Below are 25,327 nucleotides of genomic sequence, written 5' to 3' on the forward strand. Positions count from 1 at the left end.
AAGGGTTTGAAAGGAGCACTCCTCATGTACCGCATACTCATTGTCGATGACGAACCGATGATACGCAAAGGCTTACAGAAACTCGTTGAACAATCGGAGCTCCCCATCGAAAGCCTGCGAACGGCTGAGAATGGCGTTGTCGCGCTGCAGCGGATTCAAGAGGAACGACCTGACTTCCTGTTCACCGATATTCGGATGCCTAAGATGGACGGGCTGGAATTATGTGCTCGTGTTGCAGAAATGGATGCGGACATCCAAGTTGTGGTCATTTCCGGCTATGGTGATTTCGAATATGCGCAGAAATGCGTCTCATACGGGGTGAAAGAGTACTTACTGAAACCCGTCAACATTAAGGGATTTCAGCATGTGTTAGAAAAGCTAATTCGTAACCAAAGTAAAGTAAGCTCCGAATCCTTCGTTGCTGTAACGAAGCTCGAACAGTGGGCAGGCCGCATGGAGCAAGCCGTATGGATGCTGCAGCAGGCGGAATTAAATTTCGTTGTAGAGGAAATTCAGGCAGAGCTGAAGGCCAATAAGCTTAAGCTCAATCGGGTTAGTGATATTTTGCAAGAAATCCACACCCTCCTGCACCAAAGGTTGAATGTGAGAGATGTCTATTTCATCCAGGGTGAGCTTGATTTAACCGGTGCTGTGAGCGAAGAGGAAGCGTGGCTTCGTTTCACGACCGCGATCAGCGGGTATCTGGATGAGCTTCGAATCAAACGCAAAGGCAAGCTTAAGGACCCTGTTGAGGAAGCCAAGCACTATATAGAGACGCATCTCGCTGAGGAAGTATCTTTAGAAGAGGTGGCTGACTTTATCGGGCTTAATCCTTCTTATTTCAGCCAACTGTTTAAGCAAAGTACGGCAGAAACGTTCGTGCAGTACCGCACGCGCAGACGCATGGAGAAGGCGAAGAAGCTGCTTCAACAGCCGCAGTGGCGAATTACCGATATCTCGGGTGAGGTCGGTTACGCCGATCATCCTCATTTTACAAAAACATTTAAGAAATACGAGGGCTGCCTTCCTTCTGAATATCGACAACAAATGGGTATCCGTTCATGAAAAGAAAGACGCTGTCAGGTCAAATTTATACGTACTTTCTCATTGTGATCGTGCTGTCACTTTTGTCCGTAGGCGCTGTATCCTATTGGCAATCATCACGGGCGTTAGACGACCAAGTGAAGCAGTATATGGAGCAAATGGTCGACAGTGCGAACTATCAGACTGATAGTTATTTGCAGGCTTACGAGCTGCTTAGCAATGCCTTTTCATCCAACTCCGATGTGCGCGCTTTCATGGAAATTAAGCCAGATGACGCGTATGAGTATTATGTGTATTCGGATAAAATCAAGAAATTTTCGGAATCTTCCGTTCAGTCCGTTGTCACCTTGTACAAACAGTTGAACATGATTTATGTCGTCGGCCAACATGGGCGTTCCTTCATTTATGAGAATCAGAATCTACTGAACTTCGATCCGGTGCTCGTACAAGAACAATTTGATAACCTGATGAAAATTGCGGGTGACGGGAAAATTGCGCTGCTGAATATGAGCATACGTCCAATTGATCAAGGAACTGTCGTGACGATGGCTCGTAAAGTCAGAGGACCTTCTTATGGCGATGAGAATCGCGGGGTTGTTGCCATTGAAATCAAGTTAGCGGAATTGGCGAAAACGTGGGATCGTGTCAGCTTGGGTAAAGAAGGCTTTTTCTTTATCGTCGATGATACCGGGAACTACATTTACCCGCCTTCCATGGGGCTGCGGAAGCCTCAAGATGAACTAGCATCGCTCGTTTTGGCGAGCGGTAATCAGACATTCCTCCATAAATACAATGGAGAAGAACGTATGTTTGTATCAAGGAAATCCGGTTACTCCGATTGGAATCTTGTCGCATCGATGCCAGTTGAAGAACTGCACCGCCCAGCAGATACGATTCGAACGACGACCATCATCGTTGGTCTGGTTACATTGGCTATCGCATTATGGCTAGCATACCGTTTCGGTAGGTCTATTATTGCCCCCATACGAGGGCTGAAAGACAGCATGCGGGAAACAGAAAAAGGAAACTGGCAGTACATCGACGAGATTGGTCGAACGGATGAGATCGGCGGACTTATTCACAGCTACAATCTAATGGTGACGCGTCTTTCCGATATGATCAAACGGGTGTATGAAGCCGAGCTGGAGCAGCAGAAGAACCAGCTTGAGCTAGGTGAGACGAAGCTTGAACGGCAGCGGGCAGAATTTCAGTCCTTGCAGCTGCAGATCAATCCGCATTTTTTATATAACACGTTGGAAACGATCAATTGTTATGCAATAGTTCAGGATTCCAGTGAAATTACAGAGATGGTAGAAGCAATGGCTTTCATGCTCCGCTACTCGGTGCAGACGAATTTAGAAGAAATTACAGTAGCGAATGAACTGAATCATGTACGCAATTATATGATTGTTTTGCAGCACAGGACGGGTAAAGAGTTTGAAATTGATGTCGCGATCCCGCCAGGCTTGCTTTTGGAAAAGATGGTTCGGCTGACTCTGCAGCCGCTCATCGAAAATATTTTTCAGCATGCATTCCCAGATGGTGTGGAACCGCATCATTTCATGCGTATCGATGCTCGCAAAGAAGGCGGATTGTTCCAAGTGTTCATCCAGGACAATGGCACAGGTATCAAGCCGGAGAGGCTCGCCGAGCTGCGTACGAAGCTGGAGGAAAACCGCTTGGCGGAGCCGGAAGAGACAGGCGAATCACAAGGTGGCGGCATTGGACTCATGAACGTCCATCGACGGATTCAGATGGTGTTCGGCGAGGCCTACGGCCTGTCTATTGACAGTGAGTGGGGACGAGGGACCTGTGTGACGATGACCATGCCGGAGACGGTGAGGCCTCGGTTGCGTGGGTGAGTGGGGTTTTTATCACTGTAGACGGACTTTCGCTAGGTCGTTCCGTCCGCATTAAGCGTGTTTTATATCGTTAAGCGGGCAGGTTTCCACGAGAGTCATCATTTAGCGATGGAAAACATCGTTTCAGGCGGTAGTAAGGAAGGAAATGGTCGTTTCCCTCAGAGTTAAGCATGTTTTATATCGTTAAGTGGGCAGGTTTCCGCGGGAGTCATCATTTAGCGATGAAAAACATTGTCTCAGGCGGAATCTACAAAGTGATGTAAGTTGAAATTTTAAATACACATACATGGGAGGTAATTCATATGAATATCGATTTGACGGGGAAAATTGCACTGGTGACAGGATCTAATGCGGGGATTGGACGCGCAATTGCACTAGCTCTGGCTAGCAATGGGGCGAAGGTTGGTGTGAATTGCTTGAATAATGTTGCACAAGGTCAGGAAGTTGTAGCGGCTATTCAAGCAGCAGGCGGCGAGGCTGTATTAGTACAGGCGGATGTAACGAATTTGGAGCAAATCGATAGACTCGTTAGCGAAGTTGAGCAAGCTCTAGGCGGGACGATTGATATTCTCGTGAACAATGCAGGCCATCTCGTTCAGCGTGTGGCGAATTCTGAAATGTTCGAAGAAATGTACAACCGAATTATGGATGTAAATTTAAAGAGTGCGGTGTTCATGTCCAAAAGAGTGCTTGCCGGCATGAAGGCGAAGGGCTACGGCCGCATCGTGAATATGACATCGGTTGCTGCGCATAACGGCGGAGGACCTGGTTCCAGTATATATGCAGCTAGCAAAGCAGCCGTACAAACTTTTTCCAAAGGATTAGCCAAGGAAGTAGCGGCAAGTGGAATTACCGTCAACAACGTCTCCCCTGGCTTTATCGGCAATACGATGTTCCATGCGACATTCACAACGGACACAGCACGCCAAGCAACTGTAAATGGCATTCCGCTGCAGCGTGAAGGAACACCGGACGATGTAGCAGGCGCCGTGCTTTACCTTGCTTCCGATCTAGCTGCCTACGTAACAGGTGAAACGATCGAAATCAATGGCGGGATGATGATGCGATGAGTACCGCGCTGAGGTTAGGCGAAAAACTAGAAAAACTAACTTGGGCAGGCCGAACAGCGCACATATTGAAAGAGGAGATTGATAGGCTGCAGCAAGCAGGCAGCCTATCAATTCCTAAGGAACCTGGGGGTTGGTGGCACCAGTATGTCTGTCCACACCATCATACCGAACTGACGTTCGATCCGATGCGAGTGGATGCGTCCGAATTTCTATGTCCGCACGGCTGCATAATTGAGGGCGAAGCTTACCGAGGTGCTTGGCTCGTGTTCAAGCACCAATCACTTGCGCGGGTGGCTTTGCAGTCAGCGGCCGTTTATGCAGCGCTGGGTGATAAGTCGTATGCGCAGATTAGTAAAAGGCTGCTCGTAGAGTACGCAGAGCAGTTCCCGCTCTACCCCGTGCATCCGGAAGCTCAGAGCTGGATGTTGAAGGGGCGGGCTTTTCACCAGGCGCTAACCGAGGCGATCTGGTCCACGACCTTGATTCGCGCTTACTTGTTACTGCGCGATGAGGGCGTTGTTTTCGAGGCGAAGGAGCAGGCGGCGATTGACGCCTTCCTAGGTTTACTCGCGGGGAGTATGGAAGAATACCGGCACATCCTGATTCATGAGCGGAACAATGCGGAGAACAACTACACCGCTTGGCTGAACGCGTCATTATCTTGTGTCTATGCCGCTCGCGGAGAGCAAGCGGCGCTGGAAGCGCTCATTGAAGGCCAAGGTGGCTTCAAGCATCATTTATCGATCGGCGTGAAGGCCGATCAACTGGAGTTCGAGGGAAGCACGTATTACCACGTATTCGTGCTTAGGGCGTACTTAATCTCCGCGGAGATGGCGCAGCGATTCGGCATTGATCTCTACGCCACGACAGGCGCAGATGGTCAATCTATGCGCGGCATGCTCGAGGCGTTGGCCGATCTGGCAGACGACCAGGGCGCGCTGCCCGCCCTGCATGACGGGCCGCTGGCGCGGGACCCTTACGCCCGTGAGATCGCCGAGATCGCTGAGCAGGGGCTCGCGATCTACGGCATCGCTGGGCTCGCGCCGGTCCTGCGCGAAGCGTACCGGCAGCTAGGCGCTGCCGGCGGCGAGCAGCTCGAGGCGCTGCTCTACGGCGCTGGCGAGTCCGCTGACCGCGCGCCTGCCCAAGAGCCGCGAGGATCGCGGCTCTGGCCGGACGCCGGCTTCGTCATCGGCCGCGCAGCCGGGAACCCGCTGTCGTTCCTCGCCGATTTTGGCGAGCACGGCGGGTCCCACGGCCATTACGACAAGCTGCATCTGACGTTGATGCACACGGACCAAACCCTGACGCCCGATTTCGGAATGGTGCCTTACGGTTCGCCCATGCGGAAATCGTGGTTTGCCGAAACCGCCAGCCACAACACCGTGTCGCTGGATGGCCGATCCCAAGCGCCGCATGAAGGGCGCTGCGTCCGCTATGAGGCCAACGATTCGACCGTGTACGCATGGCTTCAGTCAACAGCAGCCTACGAGGGGTGCACGTTGAATCGCCATTTGCTGCTTACCGGCGAGTGGCTGCTTGATTGGTTCCAAGTCGAACTCGCAGGCGAAGAGCCGAGGAGCATCGAGTGGTGGATGCATCCTGCTGTTCAAATGCAATCAGAGCAGTTACGTAGCCGAGATGAAGTTTACAAGCTTCTCATTGAACAGAAAGATGCTGCTTCCGATGCCGCCGCTGTATCAGAGCAAAATCTGCCGATCATCGGCCAGTACGTTGCTAGCGATTCCGTCGACGCAAGCGGTGCATCTCAATTGCACGCATCTTATGCCCTAGGTTCTGATCCTAACGGCTCCACTGCGACCGTATTCCACACGGCGCTTGCGCAACCGGGCGATGAGCTTCTAGCTGTACAGACACCGGGCGACTCCGTTGACCCGAGTCGATCGCTCACAGCGATGCTTCACCGTCGGAATGATCGTCAGGCTGACTTCATTTATATTTACCGTGCAGGCAGCCGTGCTGAGCTAACGCGTATTTCCGCACAGGAAATTGCCATTACAGTTCCGGGACAAACAAACAGCTCAAAACGCATTCAATTAACAGCCCATAATGGCTTGCTTTTTATATAAAAAAGAGAACCCATCCGGGAGGAGAATGGATATGACTTCATTGTCGCCATTATACGAACCGCAGAGCGGCGTTTTAACTGTACAATACGAACCGAATGAGATGACCTTACTGCTGGAAAACCCACCTCGTTTCACATGGATTCCCGCACAATTGGAGCATGATCGCTATGTACTGCAAATCTCGCATTCTGAGGCCTTCTCTCAGGCTGACACACGAACGATTAAGCCGATTCCTTACAACTTATATACACCGGATGATGCGTTAACCCCCGGCACATATTTCTGGCGGTACGCCCTTCTCCAAGAAGATGGCACCCAAACCGTCTGGAGCCTCGTTCGACGCTTCGAGGTGCCAGACGATTTACCGGAAACACCATTACCTAGCAGAGAACGCCGATATGCGGAAGCGTCGTCCCAACACCCTAGATTGTGGCTGCAATCTTCTGAGCTTGATGACTTCCGTAGTAGGCTAGCAACAGATCCGGCTTATTGCGGGTTTGATATCTTTTACGAGAAATCCGTCAAGCCTTGGATTGAGCGTGAGCTGATGGCCGAGCCTCTGCCATACCCAGACAATAAACGTGTAGCAAAGCTATGGCGCCAAATGTACATGGACACTCAAGAGGCCCTCTATGCGGTTCGCCATCTCGTGGTGGCAGGATCGATTTTGAATGACCAAACGCTGCTGGATCGCGCGAAAACGTGGCTGCTCCATCTGTGCAGCTGGGACGTGAATGGTACAACAAGCCGTGACTACAACGACGAAGCCTCCTTCCGAATGGCTGGAGCTATCGCATGGGGCTATGACTGGCTTCATGCCCAGCTAACAGAGGATGAGCGGAAGCAGGTGCGGAAAGTTTTGCTCGCCCGTACGCGTCAAATCGCCCAGCATGTTATTGAGCATTCCAAGATCCATCATGTGCCGTTCGATAGTCATGCGGTGCGTTCGTTATCCAGTGTACTAGTCCCGTGCTGCATTGCGCTCTTGAATGAGGAGACGGAAGTTCGTGAATGGCTCGATTATACCCTTGAATACTATGCCTGCTTATATTCGCCTTGGGGCGGACCGGATGGAGGCTGGGCGGAAGGTCCGATGTATTGGACGACCGGGATGGCTTTTGTCACGGAAGCGATGAATTTGCTGAAAAAATATACTGGCATTAACTTTTATAAACGACCGTTTTTCACGAAAACAGGCGATTTCCCGCTATACACGTTCAGTCCGGATACCCTTCGCGCAAGCTTCGGCGACCAATCGACCCTTGGCGATCCGGTAAGTTTGAAGACCGGTTTTAACATTCGTCAGTTCGCCGGTGTGACTGGAAACGGGCTGTACCAGTGGTATTTTGAGCGGGTACGTGAAACAGATACCGACTCGGAAATGAAATTTTACAACTATGGTTGGTGGGATTTCCGTTTCGACGAAATGGTCTACCGTCATGATTATCCGCAAGTGGAAGCTATCGCCCCAACTGATGCGAATATCGAGCCGGTCAAATGGTTCCGCGATATCGGCTGGGTGGCGTTTCACTCGCAAATGGCCGATCCAGAGCGCCATATCATGCTGCTGATGAAAAGCAGCAAATACGGCTCCGTCAGCCATAGTCATGGCGACCAGAATGGCTTCCTGCTTCATGCTTACGGGGAACCGCTTGCCATTGAAAGCGGCTATTATGTGGCATTTAGCAGCACGATGCATATGAATTGGCGCAGACAGACGCGCTCGACGAACAATATTTTGATTGACGGTTTGGGTCAATATGCCGAAAAGAACAAAGTGCTGAACATGGCGGCTAACGGGTTCGTTGAAGTTGCCGAGCAGCGCAAAGGCTACGGTTATTCCCGCAGCAACGCAACTGCAGCTTACAAGGAGTACGTTCCTTATTTGGAGCGTTATGTACGTGAGCTCTACTTTTTCGGCACGTACGTTGTTGTCGTCGACCACATCGACCTGTCGCAAGCAGGTTCTGTTGATTGGCTGTTCCAGATGCTATATGAAATGAAGCTAAGCGGACAGACTTTCAAAGTCCAAGGCCGCAAGGCGGATATGGACGGCCGTTTCGTCTATTGCTCATCTGGTGAATTGGAGCTGACACAGCATCAAGGCTTTACGGATGTGGATCCGGCCGAAATCGAGGGACTGCCGCCGCACTGGCATCTCAAGGCAACGACCAAGCCGGCGCGCAGCCACCGCATTGCAACACTCCTTGTGCCGATCAAGCACGGCGAGCCCAAATACGTATCCTATTTCATGGATGATCAAGGCTTCGACACGCATATTTATTTCACCGAAAACGGTGTAACGCATAGAGTCGAGGTGCCGAAGGCTTACTAGTTTTTCACGAGCTGCACTCATCATTTATCTATAAAGATCGATCTCTTCATCGCTGGGTAGCGAAAGAGGTTGATCTTTTTTGCTTTATAGGAAGCTGTTTATTATATAGGTATCTGATTGTAATTGTAATGGGTATTTATAGGTTCTGGGGGTGTGAACATGTGTCAATCAGCCGGGAGGGAGGATGAGTTTTGTTTTGTTTTTTCGGGGTGAGAGGATGAGAAGAGGTTAGTCAGACATAGGTATGAGTTTAAAAAAAGAAGATTTGAGATGTAACTAGAGGACTTGAAATTGTTCAAATGGTTGGAAGTAATCAGAGGTGGGGGATGGGAGATAGGTGAATAGAAATAGGATGTAAGAAATAAGAAATAAGAGTTAGAAGATAAGTGGTGAGGGCCGAGATGTGAGGTGCAAGGTTAACTCCAACCAGCCACCACCGCACCAGCACTCCTACTAGTCACTCCACCATTCCTCACCCCCATCCGCCAACCACCCACCATTCCCCTCACTTCCAGCATAAACCTATAAAAATCAAACATCATACCTATAGTTCCCACATTGTAAGGGTTACCAATTTCGAGCGATAATAAGGACATCAAGAACAACCAACCAAACGAGGGGGATTCACATTGGTAACTAAATATAAAGCACTAAGCGTCGTGGCAGCTAGCTTGATGGCGATCAGCTTGACGGCATGCGGTGCAGGTGGAAGCACGAGCGGCAGCACAACGGATACGAAAGCTACCGCAGCACCGACTGCGACAGCACAAGCTAAAAAGCAGGAAAACATTACGATCACGTTCCAAAATATATATCCGGATCCAACGGATCCAAAAAACGGCATGTTGAAGAAAATCGTTAACGATTACCAAACGAAAAATCCGAACATCAAGATCGAGCTTGATTCCTTGAACACGGATCAACAAAAGCTGAAGCTCAAAACGCAAGCCGCTTCCAAAGAGGTTCCCGACATCACGATCGTGAATCCGGCCGCGCAAATGAAGCCTTTCGTCGATGCTGGCCTTTTCGCGCCACTGAACGATATGGTGGATCAAAACGGATTAAAGGGGACGTTCCAAGAAGGTATTCTGAACTGGTACACATTCAACAACAACATCTACGCATTGCCTGACGGTAATAACATTGCTGTCGTTTATTACAATAAAGATCTATTCAAGCAAGCTGGCGTTGAAGTACCGAAGACTTTCGAAGAAATGGTAACAGCGGTAAAAACGCTCAAAGGCAAAGGCATTCAGCCAATGGCGATCGGTGAAAAAGATTCCTGGACAGGTTCCTTCTTGTTCATGAACGTACTGCTTCGCACCAATGGCGGCCCTGGCTTCCTACAAGCTGTCGTAGATGGCAAAAAGACGTTTGCTGATCCAGCATTCACTGAAGCCGTAAGCAGCTTCCAAGACCTAGTTCAAGCTGGCGCTTTCCAAGAGGGCGCAACATCTTTTGACTACAATGCAGGCGAAAACTTGTTTAAAACCGGCAAAGCCGCTATGTACTTCATGGGCAGCTGGGCAACAGGCGGAATCGAAACCTCTTCCGTGAATGGTAAAGTTGGCGTGTTCAAATTCCCAACCGTTAATGGCAAGGGGAACCCAGACGAGTTCATGCTTGCTCCAGGAAGCGCGTTCGCCGTGTCTGCTAACAGCAAACATTTGAAAGAAACCAAAGATTTCTTGAACTATTTCATGCTGAACTTCCCTAAAGAAGCTTTCGCTGTAAAAGGCGCTGTAGGTATCGCACAAAAAGTAGATGGCGACTTCAAAGCCGCTGGTTACTCCGATATGGCGATGGAAGTGCTTGGTTTGTTCAAACAAGTAAAAGGCGGAGATCTTGCGTTCGATAATACGATGAACCCTGGAACAGCGCAAGGACACTTAACAAGCATCCAAAACCTTTTCGTACAGAAGAAAGACCCTGCTGAAGTAGGCAAAGAGCACCAAACCGCTTATGAAACGAATAAAAAATAAGATGAATTAGCAGCCGAATCGGAATTTATCTTGAGCGCCTTGATGGGCTGAAGGTAGATTCCGATTGGTATATGTGAGGAAGGAGGCGAGCCAAGTGAATGTGTTAAGAGTCTCCAAGTGGACAATTGCCATGTTTGTATTACCGTGTTTGCTGATCTATGTGAGTCTCGTTTTCGTCCCGATTCTCGTGTCTCTGTACAGTGGTTTGCTGGATTGGAACGGAATTGGCGATTCGACATTCGTAGGTTTCAAAAATTTTCAAACTCTGCTATTCGCAGACCCGGTGTTCTGGCCGTCCGTTCGCCGTACATTGATGTTTGCTGTATTTTCCATGGCCGAAATTCCGGTCGCTTTAGGTGTAGCTATTCTCCTGAACCGATTTATCAAAGAACCGAATTTTCTCGTTTCGAGTTATTTTTTACCTGTTATTCTATCCGTCGTTATCATCGGTCAATTGTGGAAAACCATCTATAACCCCGCCGCGATGGGGGGCATGCTCAATCAAGTGCTCGATATGCTCAATTTACATGGTTGGACGAGATCGTGGCTGACAGATCCTAAGATTGCGATGTATTCTCTTTATTTTGTAGCCCTATGGCAGTACTTGGGTTACCATACGCTGATCCAGTTTACCGGTATTCAGAACATCCCTGCTGATATCTATGAGGCAGCCCGGATTGACGGAGCCGAGGGGCTTAAAGCCGACTGGCATATTACTTTCCCTATGAATATTCCGATTTTTAAAATATCGATCGTCCTCGCCTTCATCGGCTCGCTGCAAGCGTTCGACATGGTCATGGTCATGACCGCAGGGGGACCGGCACACGCGACAGACGTAATCTCCACGCATATGTACAACATGTCCTTCCTCTCCATGAAATATGGGTACGGAAGCGCGATTGCGGCTTTCTTGGTCGGCATGTGCTTAATCGCAACGGTTATCATTAATGCGGTTTTCAACCGACTAGAGAGAAGATTTTCATGAAGGAGGGGAGTGTTACCATGCAGACCGCACGGGAAATAGCTTCGGCTAAGCCTGCAACCATTCGGAGACGCAAACGCCTCTCTATCGTCAAAATCATCGTGATCGCTTTTCTTTCGCTACTTGTGGTCACGCAAGTATATCCGCTGATTTGGCTAGCTATTTACTCATTAAAAAGTAATGAAGAAATCCTGTCGGGCCAGTTTTTCGCTCTCCCTCATACGCTTCAATGGAAGAATTTCACGGATGCTATCAAGGCGGGACACTATTTTCAATATTTGAAAAACAGCTTATTCGTCACTTCAATTACGATGGTGAGCGTCCTGCTGCTCAGTTCTCTTACCTCGTTCGCTATCGCCCGATTCCGTTGGAAATACGGTCAAATCGTGATGGTTATCTTCCTCATCGGGATGATGGTGCCGCTGCAGGCAACATTATTGCCGTTGATGATTATTTTCAAAAATCTACACTCATTGAATACTCATCTTTCGATCATTCTTCCTTATATAGCGTTCCAGACTCCGATTGCGGTCTTTATCCTCAGTGGATTTATGAAATCCATTCCGAGTGAGATAGAGGAATCCGCTGTCATGGATGGCGCGGGGGTTTTCAGGATCTTCCGCAGTATTATCTTACCGATTTCGATTCCACCGATGATGACGGTTTGTATTTTAACTTTCATTAGCATCTGGAATGAATACATTCTCGCGGCGACTTTCATTTCGTCCGAGCGGCTTAAGACGCTTCCTTTCGGTGTTAATAGCTTCGTCAGTCAATATTCGGTTAATTACGGGGCTATCGGTGCCTTCCTTGTGCTGGGCGCGCTGCCGGTCATTCTTATCTATTTCTTGTTAGCTGATAAAATTACAAAAGGTATGGTAGCGGGAGCGGTGAAGGGTTAATTTCACCCCTCTCTTTTTGCTGTTTCTTGGGATGCCTGTGATAAAATAGGAAGAAGCAAATACGAAAGGGGACCTACACCTAAGTGACACGAGGCCTACACTCCATTCATAACCGGCTATTTCTGCTATTTATCTCCTGCATGCTAGTTCTCGTGCTTCTTTTAAGTGTGCTCTATTATCAGAAAACAACGCAAATTATCCATAGTAAAATTAGTGATTTGGCGGAGAAAAATATTTCTCAAACGGTAGGTTTATTTGATTTGCTGCTGCAAGGCTATGACAGTATCACGAAATCTCTGAATAGCAATTATGAAATGCTGAGGCTTATTCAAGATCGGGACACGAACAAGGATCAAGCGGTTAGTATCATCAATGAGCGAACCATTACGAATATTCTAGGCGCTATTTATTATTCACGCGATGATATCGTTGGGATTCATGTCATCACGAATGCGGGTAAAAACTACAACTACGAGCGAGGATTCGATAGTGTCATCGATACGAATTATTCGTCCTCGGAGTGGTATCAGAAGCTGCAAGACTCATCCGGAGAAATGGTGTGGCTCGGGTTATTTCAAGGCTCTGTGATCAATCGGTTCCAGAAGGATCAGTTGTTCGTATTCGGGCGCAAGCTGTACGATTTAACAGACCATCGTGTGATCGGCGTCATGCTCATCGAGACGAATCCGCAGCCGATACTAGCTGCACTTTCGAATGTGACGATAAGCCCGAACAGTCGTGTATACATTGTTGACCGCGAGAATCGGATGATCGCCTCTACCGCGGAAGAGAAGGTCATTCCGCCTTCATTCAGCGGGCTTCCGCGTCCTCAATCCGATGAGATCATCGTCGATGATCGGACGGATCAGCTTATCGTCGCTGCGAAGGCGAAGATGTCGGATTGGACCGTGCTTGGTTTGACTCCAAAAGGGGATATCAACGCCGAGGTCGTGAAGACAAGAGAGTATTTGTACGTAGTTATTGTAGTACTCGTTATTTTGTCTACGGCTTTGGCAAGTCTCATTTCCCGCAACATCGCTTCGCCGCTCAAGCTGCTCATCCGCGAGATGAAGCAGGTGGAGATGGGGAATTTCAAAGGCTCGGTGACGGTGAAGTCATTTGAGGAAATCAATTCGTTGGTTTCATCGTTTAACCGCATGGTGAATCGAATGGAGGAGCTTATCGAGCGCATTACGCTCTCTTCCATGAGTGAGAAGAATGCGGAGCTGCAGGCCCTTCAATCGCAGGTCAACCCTCATTTCCTCTACAACACACTGGATATGATTTATTGGATGCTGGATGAGCGGGAGAACGACCGGTTGGGCAAGGTAATCTTAGCCCTGTCTCACATGTTCCGCTACAGCAGCGACTGGCAGGAAGCGTCGAAGACGACGCTGCGGCAGGAGCTGGACCAAATGAGGCATTACATCACGATTATCGAAAGCCGTTTGGAAGGTAGAGTTAGTACTGACATACAAATTGATCCTGATGTCCTTGATGTCATCCTACCGAAAATGACCTTGCAGCCGATCATCGAGAACGCTGTTAAATATGGGCTGGAGCCTCTCCGTGAGCCGGGTATTCTTCGTGTACGTACGGAAGTTCATGAGCAAGAGCTCCATATCATTATTCAGGATAATGGGGTCGGCATCGAGGAGAGCACACTAACGGAGATGCAGGAGCTGCTGCGCGCGGATACAGCGGAAGCGGGTGGCCTGGTGGCTTCGATGAAAATGGAGCAGCAGACAGCTGCAAGCTCCGTCCAAGCGGCAGGTCCTTCTGTTAAAACAAGGCGGGGCATTGGACTCACCAATGTTCACCGCCGTATAGCGTTAATGTTCGGAGATGCCTATGGGCTCCGTATTCATAGTAATCAAGGGGAAGGAACAACGGTCATCATCGCGATGCCGCTTCCTAGGAAAGGAATGTAAAACATGGACATTCTCATCGTAGATGATGAAACGGTCATACGAGAGGGCATTCAGCGTACGCTGCAGAATCGTTTCCCCGAGTATCGGGTTCATCTGGCTGCGAATGCAGAGCAAGCCGTTACGCTGCTGCGGAGCCATCCGATTCATATCGTTCTCACGGATATTTTGATGCCGGGCATGACCGGACTAGAGTTTATGAATATGTCTCGGAGCCGACACCCCCATGTGAAATGGGTTGTCATTTCGGCCTATTCGGAGTTTGCTTACGCCCAGGAGGCTGTGCGGCTAGGGGCAAAGGACTATTTGCTTAAGCCGATCGGCAAAGAAGTTTTGATTGACATGATCAGCAAGCTAAGCGAAGAAATTACGCGTGAAACGGAGCTGACCGAAGAGGCTGAACTGTTGAAGGCTAACCGCAAATACTTGCAGGAAGCCGTCTTCCAGCGCTTTGCGCAGGGCTTGGACACGGGTCGCATCGACATGGGCCCCTTCATGGAGCAGCACCCTTATTTTCATCTTATCATGGTTAAAATGGAGACCGATAAGCCCGTCTTCCTCGAAAATTTCATTATCGAGAACGTCACGCTTGAGCTTATCGAGCGCTACGGCAAGGGCTTCGTGACGGTGCACGACAGCAAAAGCCTGCTAGGTCTCGTCACGCTACCCGAAGGCAGAAGCCTGACCCTGCTGATTGATGAGCTGCGCAGCCATCTGGTGAAGTACCTGAAGGTGCCCTTCCAGATGATGAGCTCCGAGCTAATCGACTGCTTTCAGGCGGTGCCTGCGGAAGTACAGCGTATGAGGCAAGCGTCTACGACGCAAATCTACGAGCATCATGCCAGCGGCAGTGATCGCTCTATAGACGTCGCCTTGCAATATATCCGCACGCATTACCATGCTGATCTATCACTAGAGAAGGTCGCTTCGATCGTTTACCTAAACTCGGTTTACTTTAGCCAGCTTTTTAAGCAAAAGACGGGTCAAGGCTTCAAGGAGTATGTTATTCACCTTCGTTTGGAGCAGGCTAAGCAGCTGCTGATGAATCCCAAGCTCAAGCTCGCTGACGTGGCTGAACGTATCGGCTACCATGACATGCGCCATTTCTCGCAAGTTTTCCGCAAAAAGTACGGTGTAACCCCTTCGGAATATCGCCAGGAGAATACGGGGGATAAGTCAGATAAATTTGTGTCAAGAGACTGATGCTCATCAAATTCTCATGAAATTCTAAGAATGGCGGATAATGCTAGGTGTGGCGTGACTTTCTCCTAATTCAGGTAAATATTGGGTGATCGTAGTGTGGTAAGGTGGAATCAGGGCAAACAAGCCCATCACAACACGATCCATGAAGGAGGAAGTCAAGTCATGCAAACATTGAAAAACAACCGCCTTAGCAAATCGTTAGTGGGGATAAGCCTTAGCCTTTCCTTGTTAACTTCAGGAACGATGTTCCTTAGTCCACAGTCCGCTCATGCAGCAGCTGCCCCCGCGGCAACTGCAACCTATAGCGCAACCGCAACTAGTGCTAGCAAAGCAGACAGTATCGTACGTACAGCACAATCTTATATAGGTAAAGTTCGCTACGTATTTGGCGTAAGAGATACGAAACGTTTACTCTTAGACTGTTCTGCTTATACGCAAATGGTATTTAAACAGAATGGCATTTCGATTCCTTGGGGATCAAGTGCACAAGCGAAGTTAGGAACTCCTGTTAAAAATAAATCGCAATTACAAAAAGGCGATCTCGTTTTCTTTAGTGTTAGCAAACCAGGCCGCATTAATCACGTTGGCATCTATGTTGGCAATGGTAAGTTTATTAGCAACACGACCAGCTCCGGTGTAGTCATTCGCGATATGAATACGGGATATTGGAAAGATAGATTCATTACAGGTCGTCATTTGTAAAATTGGACAAGCAGCTAAGGCGGGAAAATTGCGCCTTAGCTGCTTGCCGCGCGCGTGTCGCAGTCAATAAGCGCGTTTTCCGCGCTTAACGTCAATCCTACCTTTAGAAGCCCTCACTCGATCCTCCTATCAAATAGGTGAATCGAAGTGAGGGCTTCATGTTGACCAAGCATACTTTTAAATGGTATATAAAAGAAAACCGTTTACAAGGGAGCAGAAGAATCGAAATGACCTTAAAACAAGCATTTGAAGATGTTAAAAAGTTTCATGAAACGTTTGAACATCCAGTAGGTACAACCCCACAGCGCCTTTCTGACAGCCGCAAAGCTGCTCGTCTAGCTTGGATGCAAGAGGAGCTCCAGGAGTTCAAAGAAGCAGTCACACTGGAAGACGAAGTGGATGCGATGATCGATGAGTTATATTTTGTCCTAGGTACGTTGGTTGAAATGGGAGTGGAGCCTGGACCGATTTTTGATATTGTTCAGCATGCAAATATGTCCAAGGTATGGCCCGATGGACAAGTTCATAAAAATGAGACCGGCAAAACAATTAAGCCCCCTCATTGGCAGGACCCATTCGACAAAATTAAAGCCGAAATTCGCAGACAGCAAGGCAACCAAAATGGCTGAGGAGGGCGCAGCAGTGGCGTTTCACACGAAATTAAAAGAGCTCAGACAACAGCAAAATCTAACTCTCCGTAAGCTCGGAGAGAAGGCAGGAATCAGCTATTCCATCCTTAATTCTATCGAAAATGGTCGAATCGAGCCGTCGAAAGATGTCGCATTAGCACTGGCTATTGCCTTGAAAATAGAGGACAGGGAAGAGTTCTTATCTTTAGCAAGAAATCCCTTCTAGGGGTAATTGCATTACATGATATTGTGTGGTAAAGTAATGTTAAGTCTTAAAGATTCAACCTGAATTGCGTATTGCAAAGGGTTATCATTAAGTTAATGAAACCTTTTCCAATGTGTAATTTTTTTGTTCGAAACAAGAAAAAAGACATGTTAATAAAACTTTGGAGGTATTACCCATGGCAGTAGGAACAGTAAAATGGTTTAACGCAGAAAAAGGATTTGGCTTTATCGAAGTTGAAGGCGGCAACGATGTATTCGTACATTTCTCCGCAATCACTGGCGAAGGTTTCAAATCTTTGGACGAAGGCCAACGCGTTGAGTTCAACGTAGTTCAAGGCAACCGCGGACCACAAGCTGAGAACGTTGTAAAACTGTAAGCTTAGCTTGCACAAATAGCATTCTCTAAGAACGGCCTCTCAACTTTATGTTGAGGGTCGTTCTTTTTTGCGTCCTACTCCATTGGTGTATTATTTTTTTGGCAAGACTCTATTGAGCAGAGAGGTAAACAACTATTGGGAGCACGAGTTGTTCTGTGTTATAATTCGATTATTAATAGTCGAGGTGATGACAATGACGGTCACTGAACATAATAAATATATTGAAATTCTTGATGAGTATATTAAGAAGATTATTGAGGAGCCGCGTGAAAGGTCTTTGGACTTCTTAACCAAAGCCGGTATTGTTGATAACGATGGTAAATTAATGCCCCAATACCAAGAACGATGATGTACTCTAATTTGCCTAATTTCGTACTTGGCTTCCATGGATGTGATCAATCGATTGCCGATAGGATTTTGATGCATCAGTACGCCGATGCCTGTCCATAAAAATGGACGTGGAAATGAGAGCCAAGATTTACTTCTGCGATTTTTGGATTGTGCTGTTATTCAATCAGTTCACGAATTTAATCGTGAGATGGGTCTTAAACAGTATGATTCTGTTCGAGGAGTATTTTTTGAAGGGAATGAACTTTATCCTGGGGCAAGTTTTATGGAAAAGAATCATATCCAAATATGTGTTATTAATCCTAATTGCATTAAAGGATACTTTAAGCCGATGATTCCATTAGAGGGTTATAGCGTTCCTTAAATGATGATAAATGGTAAGGCTTTAGCAAAGAGAACCCAAAAGAGGACTGGGCGTACATCCCTGACCTTTTTTGGGTTCTCTTTGCATTTAATCTGGCTTTTATTGATAATCCTTCGCCTTTTTCACAAGCTCATCATAAGCAGCTTCAGGCGTTATTTTGCCGAACATCACTTTTTCACCGATACTCTTATAATCTTTAGCTGTATAGTTACTCCAGCCCTTAGCTCCAGCATTGAAAGGTTGAGCGTCAGGAGCAACATTTTTAATGAGTTCAATTTGCAATTTATCAGCAGGTGTTAACTTAGGTGTTAGGTAATCAAGCATTTTCTTGGAAACCGGCACGCCTCTTGTTGTCGTTAGGATGTCTGCGGCTTCGCTATCATTCACGAACCAGTCGATGAATTTCTTGGATTCTTCGGCATACTTGGAATCAGCACTCACTGACCAGAACATGGAAGGCTTCAGCCAACCGCTAGACTTTGGCCCTTTCGGCTGAGCAACAAGTGAGTAAGCACCTGGTTTTACACCCTCGTAGCCTGGGAATAGCGCGGCGAAAGTACGTTTCATCAATACGCTGTCATTGTTCATCAAGTCGAGCTTAGCATCAGACTCTTTGTCTGTGCTAGCGATTTCTGCGGGAGGAATGACCCCGGCTGTTCTCAGCTCCGCATATTTCTTAACGAAGGTCAGCCACGTATCTTTATCGAAGTTAAATTTGCCGTCCTCGGTAATCGGGTAGCCTTTGCCCTGACTAATTTGATAGGCGGAATACGTGGTATAATCGGATGTCGCATCCATCAGCACATATTTGTCTTTCTCAAGCTTGGCTTTAGCGTCTTTACCGAATTGGAAGTATTCGTCCCATGTCCAACCATTTTTAGGAGGCGTAATCCCTAATTTATCAACGGCATTCTTATTGTAGATCATGCCAGTTGCATTATTGCCAAGCGCGATGGCATAAAGCTTATCTTTAAATTTCCCTGAATCCACGAGCGATTTGTCGATATCTTCGGTACGAATGCCTTTGGATAAGTCCGCCAACTGGTTTCTGCCTGCATACTCGGCAAGCCATGCCGGATCCATTTGGATAATGTCCGGAGCATTTTTAGCTGCAGCTTGGGTAGCCAGCTTATCCGCATAACCATCAAACCCAGAAAATTCTGGCTCAAAGGTCACATTCGGATGTTTCTTTGTATACGCATCTAGTGCTTTTAATGTAGCGTCGTGCCTTGCCTGTGAACCCCACCAAACAATGCGAAGCTTAACAGGCTGGGAGGTTGTAGCCGCGGGTGCTGCTGTTGCTGCAGGGCTGCTTCCCGTAGTACTTGGTGTATTTCCGGAACCACATGCACTTAGGGACAGCGCTATCATGGCAGTCATCGAGAGCATGCTCCATTTTCTCATCTGCACTTTCATTGAAAATCCCCTTTCACTACCTCATTATCTTTACAAGTTAATTATAGGACAACTGAAAAGAAGAAAAAGGAGAGTAATGAACACACTTCTTTCACTATTGATCACAATATGGCTCATAACAGGACGACGAATAGGTACCTTCCGCGTTATAATCCACTCTTACTTACTTCACTCGGGCTAATGCCATTATATTTTTTGAAAATTGAGCTAAAATAAGGGACGTTTTTATAGCCGACTTTTTCGGATATCTCATAAATCAAATATTTGCCTTCGGCTAGAAGGGCTTGTGCCTTCTTCATTCGTACTTGGATGACGTAGTTCGTAAAGGTTTCGCCGGTTGCTTTCTTGAATATTTGATTCAAATAATTGCGAGACAAATAAAGCTGCTTCGACATATCTTCCAAGCTGATCTCTTCGGCATAGTGATCATGTGCATATTGAATCATGAAATCAACCGCTTCTTTATGTTTGGAATTCTCGTTCCAATGTCGGCTGGTAGCAATAATATGAATTTTTCCTCGCAACCATTGCTGCAATTGTTCGGGTGTTTGGATTTGAATAATTTCCGACTGCAGCTTCATTCCAGGAAACAGCTCATCAAGCACAATACCTACGCTATATAAGGAATAAGCAAAGATGGTCCACAGCTCTGTACATAAATACTGCAAGTAAGCCGGAGTTATGGTTGACATGCTTTGCAAGCGATTGATATAAGCTTCCACAATCTGTGCAGCGGTTTCTTCTTTGGAATAGACAATTGCTTCCGCAAGCTCTTGATAAAACTTAATTGGACGAATAGCCAGTTCTTTCTCGGATGGAACGGTAGATAGCTGATCTCCTTTAAGTTGCGGGATGTTGGACATTTGTAATAAATCTAGAAAGGCTTCCTCGGTGGAGTCCGATATTTCCTGCCAGGATTCCTTCATTTGACCTAGCCCCAAGCGGATCGTTAGCCGAAGGTAAGTAAGCACACAGTCCGTGATACGCTCGCCAATCAACTGAATCCGACGCATCGCATCAGCTGTCACGCTCGAACGCTCAACATGAAACATAATCGCAGCATGATGGCTGTGAAGCTCAATAAAGTCGGACTCCGGCCAATCTTCGGCCAAGATTTCTCGAATAATATTGGCTAATGCAAAGCGAAACAAGTTCCAATCGATTAGCGATAGGTTAGCCGTGCGAACAGTACTCATCAGCTCTATACCCATCACGACGTGGTTTCTTTGCAGCCAGTAGGCTTGTTCAGATAGCAGAATGCTTTCCACGGCAATCGTTTCATTAAAGGTGCCGGTCATGACCGACTTCAACCATTCTTGCTGGACAAAGGGTTCATACATCATCAGCCTTCTTTTGACTTCTTCTTGCTCTATTTTTTTCAGTTCTTTCGTTTCCAGTTCTTTAATGACTTTGGCCAGAACAGCCCCCAGCTCTTCAATGGTCACGGGCTTGGACAAATAGTCGCTCACCTGCAGCCTCAGAGCCTGCCGTGCATACTGGAAGTCGGCGTAGCCACTTAGGATTATCAGCTCACCGGGAAAGTTATTCTCGCGGAGTTTCTCAATCATTTCTAGCCCGTTCATCACAGGCATGTAAATATCCGTAATCACGATATCCGGCTGAGTTTGTCGGACCATCTTTAGACCCTCAGCGCCATCACTCGCTTCACCAACTAATACGGCGTCAATGGACTCCCAGGGAATCGCCTTCTTCATACCTTCCAACACTTGAAAGTCGTCATCAATAATGAGTATTTTCCACATGATACCTCTCCTCGACTTCTTCTTTATTTTGGATTTGCGGCAGTAGAATAGTGACTTCGGTGCCCCTGCCTTCCGTACTTGTAATATGGACCCCATAAGGAGGCCCGAAATAAGCCTCAATGCGTTCTTTCACATTTCGCAAGCCATAACCGCCAGTTTTCCTTGCCTTCGGTTGATCCCAGTCGGGTCGCAGCCCAACGCCATCATCCCAAACTTGAAATTGAATGTCTTGCCCTAGCAGCTGCACATTCACGCGGATTTCGCCTTTCTTGCGCCCGTGGAAACCGTGAATAATCGCATTTTCGATAAAAGGCTGCAGGGTTAGTCTCGGTACATAGAGGTCTTTGGCTGTTTCATCGACAGAGATGGTGAATGCCAAGCGATCGCCCCAACGAATTTGCTGTATTTGCAAATAACATTCGATATGCGTGATTTCGTCTGCGATGGGAATCAATGTTTCACCATTGGAGAGGCCGATGCGAAACATTTTACCCATTAAGGAGAGGATCTTGCTGATTTTCGTTTGACCGGAATCAATAGCTAACCAGTTTAATTGATCTAATGTGTTGTACAGAAAATGGGGATTAATCATGGCTTGCAGCGCCTTAATTTCGGCTTCGCGTTGACGTTTGTGCTGAGCTTTCAATGAGATTAATAGTTCATCAATTCGTTCCATTTGTTTCCGATAACCGTTAAATAAATTGCCAAACTCATTGGTATAGTCCGTAGGCAAGTCCGAAACAAGACCCCGATCAGGAAGCTTATTCATAAAAGCAACCAAAAGTCGAATGGGGTTGGTGAATTGTCTGGATATAAAGAATGTGAAAAAGGAAGCGATAAAAATGGCGGATAAGCCAACGGTTAAGAGAATCAGCGCTAATCGAATACTGCCATTGACAATGCTCTTCCATGGTGTCACCTCAATTAGTGTCCAGTTCGAAGGGGATTTACTCCAAACGAGTAAGGATTCATTTTGTGGTTTGGCTGTTAAATGAACACTTCCGGACTTCTCCTTCAGTCTAATCTTCTCCAGCTCACTCTCTTGTAAGTTGGGATCGCCAATGGCAGCAATGGTTCTGCCGCCAGCATCAATTAACAGTCTGCTTCTTCCCTCCGTTTCACCTCGAATCAAATTCTGAATCTCGGATGATTTCACATTGAGCAAGAGCAAGCCGTAATAGATACCTGAGTTATTGTAAAGCTTTCTTGCAAAGCCAGTAACCGCTAGCGAGCCTGTATTGGTCTGAATCGTACGTTCTTTTACCCAGGCAAAATCATTATTTTGGATGTCCAAAAACCAATCCTCGTCCTTCAATTTCTGCCAATCATAAACGCGAATGGGTCCCTGAGCATCTGTTACAAACGGACGATCAATATATAAATAAATGGATTGTACCATTGTCGTACTGTACGTAATGCTAGCAAGAAGATTACTCAAATCTACTTTGCGTTTGTTTCGCTCAAATAAGTCACTCTCCAGAGGATCATACCCGATAATATCGATATTTCTAGAGGCTGCATTAGACATCTGCTCAATCGAATTCAACTGAGTCGCCAGGCGCTTATTCAGTTCATTTAATAGATCCTGCTGATAGTTGGCGGTATTGTCAGCTAATTCGCGTGAAGTTAGGCTGTAGCTGATCCAGGAGGAAATGAGCAGCAGCACGGCAATGAACGCGGCGAAGCTTCCAAAGAACAGGCGGCCGATGCGAACGCGCTTGAATAAGTTAAACACAGCAGTTCCTCCTCATTTACTTCCAATAAAAGTGGAAAAAAGGCTGCAGGTAGCAACCTTTTTCATGATATTTAATTTATTCTATCCTTTCACTGCACCCGAAGCAATGCCATCGACAAAATGACGCTGCGCCATAAAAAAGAGAATCAGTGATGGAATAATTGAAACGAGCGACATGGCAAGCAATTGTCCCCACGGAAGCGCCGATTGGCTGTCGACGAACAGCTTCAAGGCAAGACCGACGGTGTATTTGCTCACAGAATTGATATACAGCAAGTGTCCGAAGAAATCGTCCCAATTCCAAAGGAAACAATAAATGGCGACTGTTACGAGTGCCGGTTTCGTTAAGGGCAGCACAATGCGTAAGTAAATGCCGAACCAGCTGCAGCCGTCCATTTTGGCCGATTCATCGAGCTCCCGCGGAATCCCGCGTATAAACTGCACCAATAGGAAGATAAAGAAGGGTCCTCCGATACCGCCTGCTAGGGCATGTGGAACATAGAAAGGCAGATACGTATTGATCCAACCCCAAGTGTTAAACATGATGTACTGTGGAACTAGTGTCACTTGACTTGGCAGCATCAGGGTGACCATCAGAATGGAAAACCAGAAATTTTTCAACGGAAAATCCAATCGAGCGAAACCAAAAGCAACCAAGCTGCAGGAAATAATAGACGTTACAAGAACTCCAGCAATCAGTTCAAAGGTATTCAGATAAAAATGAGTAAAAGTAAACTTAGGAATGGCTACCCACCCTTGGCTGAAGTTGCTCCATAACCACTCCGTAGGAAAGAAGCTGGGTGAGCTCATCTCCGCGTTCGATTTAAAGGCAGCTCCTACCCACCATAGCATGGGATATATCATGATTAGACTAAAAAGCGCTAATAAGAAATGCGTTCGAAAAGTCCGTACTCCAGACAGATGGTTTCTCATTTTCTTCTCGCTCCTTCGGTTTCATAGAATACCCAGTAACGGGATGAGGCGAAAATTAAAGCCGTTACGATCGCAATCACCACAAGGAGTATCCAAGCCAGAGCGGAAGCATAACCCATCTCATATCTAGAAAAGGCGCGATCATATAGGTATAAAGCGTACATGTACGTGGAGTTAATGGGTCCGCCTTTTGTAATGATGAAAGCTTGCGTAAACATTTGAAAGGAACCGATCGTCTGCAGCACGAGATTAAACAATAGTACAGGCGACAACATAGGTAAGGTAATACTGACAAACTGTCTGACTTTAGATGCGCCATCCACGGAGGAAGCCTCGTATAACTCGGCAGGTATTTGTTTTAATCCGGCTAGAAATATAACCATCGAAGAACCAAACTGCCAAGCAACCAGAATAATTAAAGTGCCTAAAGCCGTACTTGGATTGCTGATCCAACTGATTCCCTCAATACCGAAATAACTTAAAAATCGATTGATAAAACCGTTGATACCGAAAATGTTTTGCCAAAGAATAGCTACAGCAATGCTGCTCCCTATTAATGAAGGCAAATAGATGAACGTTCGGTAAACAGAAATCCCTTTTATTTTCTTATTAAGCACCATCGCAACCATTAAGGCGCTGAAGAGCTTGATGGGCACGGATAAAACGACGAAAAGTATCGTTATTTTCAATGATTGACGAAACATTTCATCATCTGCAAAAATACGCTCATAGTTTCTTAGGCCAATCCACTCTGGCGCATCTAACAACGTATATTTAGTAAAAGAGTAATACATCGATTGAACCATCGGCCATAAGGTTAACAGCAGAAATCCAAGTAACCACGGGGAAATAAAGAGATACCCAGCTATGGGCGATTCCCAGCGTCCTTTCAGAGTGAATGCTGTTGTTTTTTTGCGTGAGGAAAGCTTTTGGTGAGCAATGGTAGTTTCAGGCTTCATCCGGAAAAACCGCCTTTCATTTCAATAACACCTTTATGTTTAGTATAAAAGGAATTGCTCCCCCGAAAAATGAGAGTAATGAACACAATTCATTCACAATCGAACAAATTGGTTTCTGAGATCTAATAAACAAAAACCCAGTCAAAACACCAAAATGGTCTTACCCCCTTTAAGTAGACACTCAAAAAAAACCTTATGGTACCATAAGGAAATGAGTACAACTTGGAGGGGATATTTCTATGGCTAAAAAAGGACAAACATTTAATCAGTATACGGAGGAATTTAAGTTAGCTGCCGTTCAGGAATACATGAAGGGATCATCCAGCTATAGAAGGGTAGCTGAAAAGTTAGACATTAGAAACTGTACTCAATTGAAGGTATGGGTGAAGAATGGCTTAACGGAGAGGCCTTTAAGGTATGATCAGAGAAGACAACTACACCTCTTACAGGACGTCCTCGCACGATTTTCAATACGGTA

21 protein-coding genes are annotated in these 25,327 nt (G+C 46.9%); 16 read left to right on the forward strand and 5 right to left on the reverse strand.

What is annotated here, in order from left to right:
- Positions 1-24: 24 nt before the first annotated feature.
- From G519_RS0123610 to G519_RS50435, 15 genes are all read left to right on the forward strand, one after another.
- Entirely contained in the window at positions 25-1,065 is a 1,041-nt protein-coding gene (locus G519_RS0123610) for a response regulator transcription factor (RefSeq protein WP_029196797.1), read from the forward strand.
- A complete protein-coding gene (locus tag G519_RS0123615; RefSeq protein ID WP_029196798.1) occupies positions 1,062-2,906 on the forward strand; it encodes a cache domain-containing sensor histidine kinase in 1,845 nt (614 codons plus the stop codon). Before G519_RS0123610 ends, G519_RS0123615 begins: the two co-directional genes overlap by 4 nt.
- 302 nt (positions 2,907-3,208) lie before the next feature.
- A complete protein-coding gene (locus tag G519_RS0123620; RefSeq protein WP_029196799.1) occupies positions 3,209-3,976 on the forward strand; it encodes an SDR family NAD(P)-dependent oxidoreductase in 768 nt (255 codons plus the stop codon).
- Entirely contained in the window at positions 3,973-6,066 is a 2,094-nt protein-coding gene (locus G519_RS44255; RefSeq protein ID WP_051253624.1) for a heparinase II/III domain-containing protein, read from the forward strand. Before G519_RS0123620 ends, G519_RS44255 begins: the two co-directional genes overlap by 4 nt.
- Positions 6,067-6,097: 31 nt before the next feature.
- Positions 6,098-8,401 (forward strand): DUF4962 domain-containing protein, encoded by a 2,304-nt coding sequence (locus G519_RS0123630; RefSeq protein ID WP_036633675.1) that lies wholly within the window; start codon positions 6,098-6,100, stop codon positions 8,399-8,401.
- Positions 8,402-9,075: 674 nt separating this feature from the next.
- On the forward strand, positions 9,076-10,383 hold the full coding sequence (locus G519_RS0123640) for an extracellular solute-binding protein (protein ID WP_051253627.1): 1,308 nt from the start codon (positions 9,076-9,078) through the stop codon (positions 10,381-10,383).
- A 94-nt stretch (positions 10,384-10,477) separates the two neighbouring features.
- Positions 10,478-11,368, forward strand: a complete 891-nt coding sequence (locus G519_RS0123645) for a carbohydrate ABC transporter permease (RefSeq protein ID WP_029196802.1) — start codon at positions 10,478-10,480, stop codon at positions 11,366-11,368.
- A 17-nt stretch (positions 11,369-11,385) separates the two neighbouring features.
- On the forward strand, positions 11,386-12,267 hold the full coding sequence (locus G519_RS0123650) for a carbohydrate ABC transporter permease (protein ID WP_029196803.1): 882 nt from the start codon (positions 11,386-11,388) through the stop codon (positions 12,265-12,267).
- A gap of 83 nt (positions 12,268-12,350) precedes the next feature.
- Positions 12,351-14,198 carry a sensor histidine kinase gene (locus G519_RS0123655; protein ID WP_029196804.1) on the forward strand — a complete coding sequence of 616 codons (1,848 nt, stop codon included), beginning with the start codon at positions 12,351-12,353 and terminating at the stop codon, positions 14,196-14,198.
- Positions 14,199-14,201: 3 nt separating this feature from the next.
- Complete coding sequence (locus G519_RS0123660) at positions 14,202-15,398, forward strand: response regulator (RefSeq protein ID WP_029196805.1); 1,197 nt, start codon at positions 14,202-14,204, stop codon at positions 15,396-15,398.
- Positions 15,399-15,560: 162 nt separating this feature from the next.
- Complete coding sequence (locus tag G519_RS0123665; protein WP_029196806.1) at positions 15,561-16,100, forward strand: C40 family peptidase; 540 nt, start codon at positions 15,561-15,563, stop codon at positions 16,098-16,100.
- 227 nt (positions 16,101-16,327) lie between these two features.
- Positions 16,328-16,729: a pyrophosphohydrolase domain-containing protein gene (locus G519_RS0123670; RefSeq protein WP_029196807.1), complete on the forward strand. Its 402-nt coding sequence runs from the start codon at positions 16,328-16,330 to the stop codon at positions 16,727-16,729.
- Positions 16,730-16,742: 13 nt separating this feature from the next.
- Positions 16,743-16,955, forward strand: coding sequence for a helix-turn-helix domain-containing protein (locus G519_RS51085; protein ID WP_029196808.1), 213 nt, complete (start codon positions 16,743-16,745; stop codon positions 16,953-16,955).
- A gap of 175 nt (positions 16,956-17,130) precedes the next feature.
- A complete protein-coding gene (locus G519_RS0123680; RefSeq protein WP_028555213.1) occupies positions 17,131-17,331 on the forward strand; it encodes a cold-shock protein in 201 nt (66 codons plus the stop codon).
- A gap of 193 nt (positions 17,332-17,524) precedes the next feature.
- A complete protein-coding gene (locus G519_RS50435) occupies positions 17,525-17,680 on the forward strand; it encodes a hypothetical protein (protein WP_154669606.1) in 156 nt (51 codons plus the stop codon).
- Between the two features lie 462 nt (positions 17,681-18,142).
- Here the strand turns inward: G519_RS50435 and G519_RS0123695 are convergent, their stop codons facing one another.
- The 5 genes from G519_RS0123695 to G519_RS0123715 form a co-directional block, all read right to left on the reverse strand.
- Positions 18,143-19,459 (reverse strand): ABC transporter substrate-binding protein, encoded by a 1,317-nt coding sequence (locus G519_RS0123695; protein WP_051253625.1) that lies wholly within the window; start codon positions 19,457-19,459, stop codon positions 18,143-18,145.
- Positions 19,460-19,605: 146 nt separating this feature from the next.
- Positions 19,606-21,222 (reverse strand): response regulator transcription factor, encoded by a 1,617-nt coding sequence (locus tag G519_RS0123700; protein ID WP_029196811.1) that lies wholly within the window; start codon positions 21,220-21,222, stop codon positions 19,606-19,608.
- Entirely contained in the window at positions 21,200-22,957 is a 1,758-nt protein-coding gene (locus G519_RS0123705; protein ID WP_029196812.1) for a sensor histidine kinase, read from the reverse strand. Before G519_RS0123705 ends, G519_RS0123700 begins: the two co-directional genes overlap by 23 nt.
- An 81-nt stretch (positions 22,958-23,038) precedes the next feature.
- Complete coding sequence (locus tag G519_RS0123710; protein ID WP_051253626.1) at positions 23,039-23,890, reverse strand: carbohydrate ABC transporter permease; 852 nt, start codon at positions 23,888-23,890, stop codon at positions 23,039-23,041.
- A complete protein-coding gene (locus G519_RS0123715) occupies positions 23,887-24,849 on the reverse strand; it encodes a carbohydrate ABC transporter permease (RefSeq protein ID WP_029196814.1) in 963 nt (320 codons plus the stop codon). The genes G519_RS0123710 and G519_RS0123715 overlap by 4 nt, the downstream gene beginning before the upstream one ends.
- Positions 24,850-25,088: 239 nt before the next feature.
- Here G519_RS0123715 and G519_RS47755 point away from each other — a divergent pair.
- Positions 25,089-25,327, forward strand: a 239-nt coding sequence (locus G519_RS47755; protein ID WP_154669607.1) for a transposase, incomplete at its 3' end; no start/stop codon positions are given.

Origin of the sequence: Paenibacillus alginolyticus DSM 5050 = NBRC 15375, assembly GCF_000422905.1 — a bacterium.
Taxonomy (GTDB): Bacteria; Bacillota; Bacilli; order Paenibacillales; family NBRC-103111; genus Paenibacillus_E; species Paenibacillus_E alginolyticus.

What these genes read in the sequence shown, in the direction of transcription:
- G519_RS0123715 (WP_029196814.1), bottom strand. Translation starts at nt 24,849, where the DNA reads ATGAAGCCTGAAACTACCATTGCTCACCAAAAGCTTTCCTCACGCAAA.
- G519_RS0123615 (WP_029196798.1), top strand. Translation starts at nt 1,062, where the DNA reads ATGAAAAGAAAGACGCTGTCAGGTCAAATTTATACGTACTTTCTCATT.
- G519_RS0123640 (WP_051253627.1), top strand. Translation starts at nt 9,076, where the DNA reads ATGGCGATCAGCTTGACGGCATGCGGTGCAGGTGGAAGCACGAGCGGC.
- G519_RS0123680 (WP_028555213.1), top strand. Translation starts at nt 17,131, where the DNA reads ATGGCAGTAGGAACAGTAAAATGGTTTAACGCAGAAAAAGGATTTGGC.
- G519_RS0123670 (WP_029196807.1), top strand. Translation starts at nt 16,328, where the DNA reads ATGACCTTAAAACAAGCATTTGAAGATGTTAAAAAGTTTCATGAAACG.
- G519_RS0123700 (WP_029196811.1), bottom strand. Translation starts at nt 21,222, where the DNA reads ATGTGGAAAATACTCATTATTGATGACGACTTTCAAGTGTTGGAAGGT.
- G519_RS0123710 (WP_051253626.1), bottom strand. Translation starts at nt 23,890, where the DNA reads ATGAGAAACCATCTGTCTGGAGTACGGACTTTTCGAACGCATTTCTTA.
- G519_RS0123660 (WP_029196805.1), top strand. Translation starts at nt 14,202, where the DNA reads ATGGACATTCTCATCGTAGATGATGAAACGGTCATACGAGAGGGCATT.
- G519_RS0123630 (WP_036633675.1), top strand. Translation starts at nt 6,098, where the DNA reads ATGACTTCATTGTCGCCATTATACGAACCGCAGAGCGGCGTTTTAACT.
- G519_RS0123620 (WP_029196799.1), top strand. Translation starts at nt 3,209, where the DNA reads ATGAATATCGATTTGACGGGGAAAATTGCACTGGTGACAGGATCTAAT.
- G519_RS0123650 (WP_029196803.1), top strand. Translation starts at nt 11,386, where the DNA reads ATGCAGACCGCACGGGAAATAGCTTCGGCTAAGCCTGCAACCATTCGG.
- G519_RS0123610 (WP_029196797.1), top strand. Translation starts at nt 25, where the DNA reads ATGTACCGCATACTCATTGTCGATGACGAACCGATGATACGCAAAGGC.
- G519_RS50435 (WP_154669606.1), top strand. Translation starts at nt 17,525, where the DNA reads ATGACGGTCACTGAACATAATAAATATATTGAAATTCTTGATGAGTAT.
- G519_RS44255 (WP_051253624.1), top strand. Translation starts at nt 3,973, where the DNA reads ATGAGTACCGCGCTGAGGTTAGGCGAAAAACTAGAAAAACTAACTTGG.
- G519_RS0123695 (WP_051253625.1), bottom strand. Translation starts at nt 19,459, where the DNA reads ATGAAAGTGCAGATGAGAAAATGGAGCATGCTCTCGATGACTGCCATG.
- G519_RS0123665 (WP_029196806.1), top strand. Translation starts at nt 15,561, where the DNA reads ATGCAAACATTGAAAAACAACCGCCTTAGCAAATCGTTAGTGGGGATA.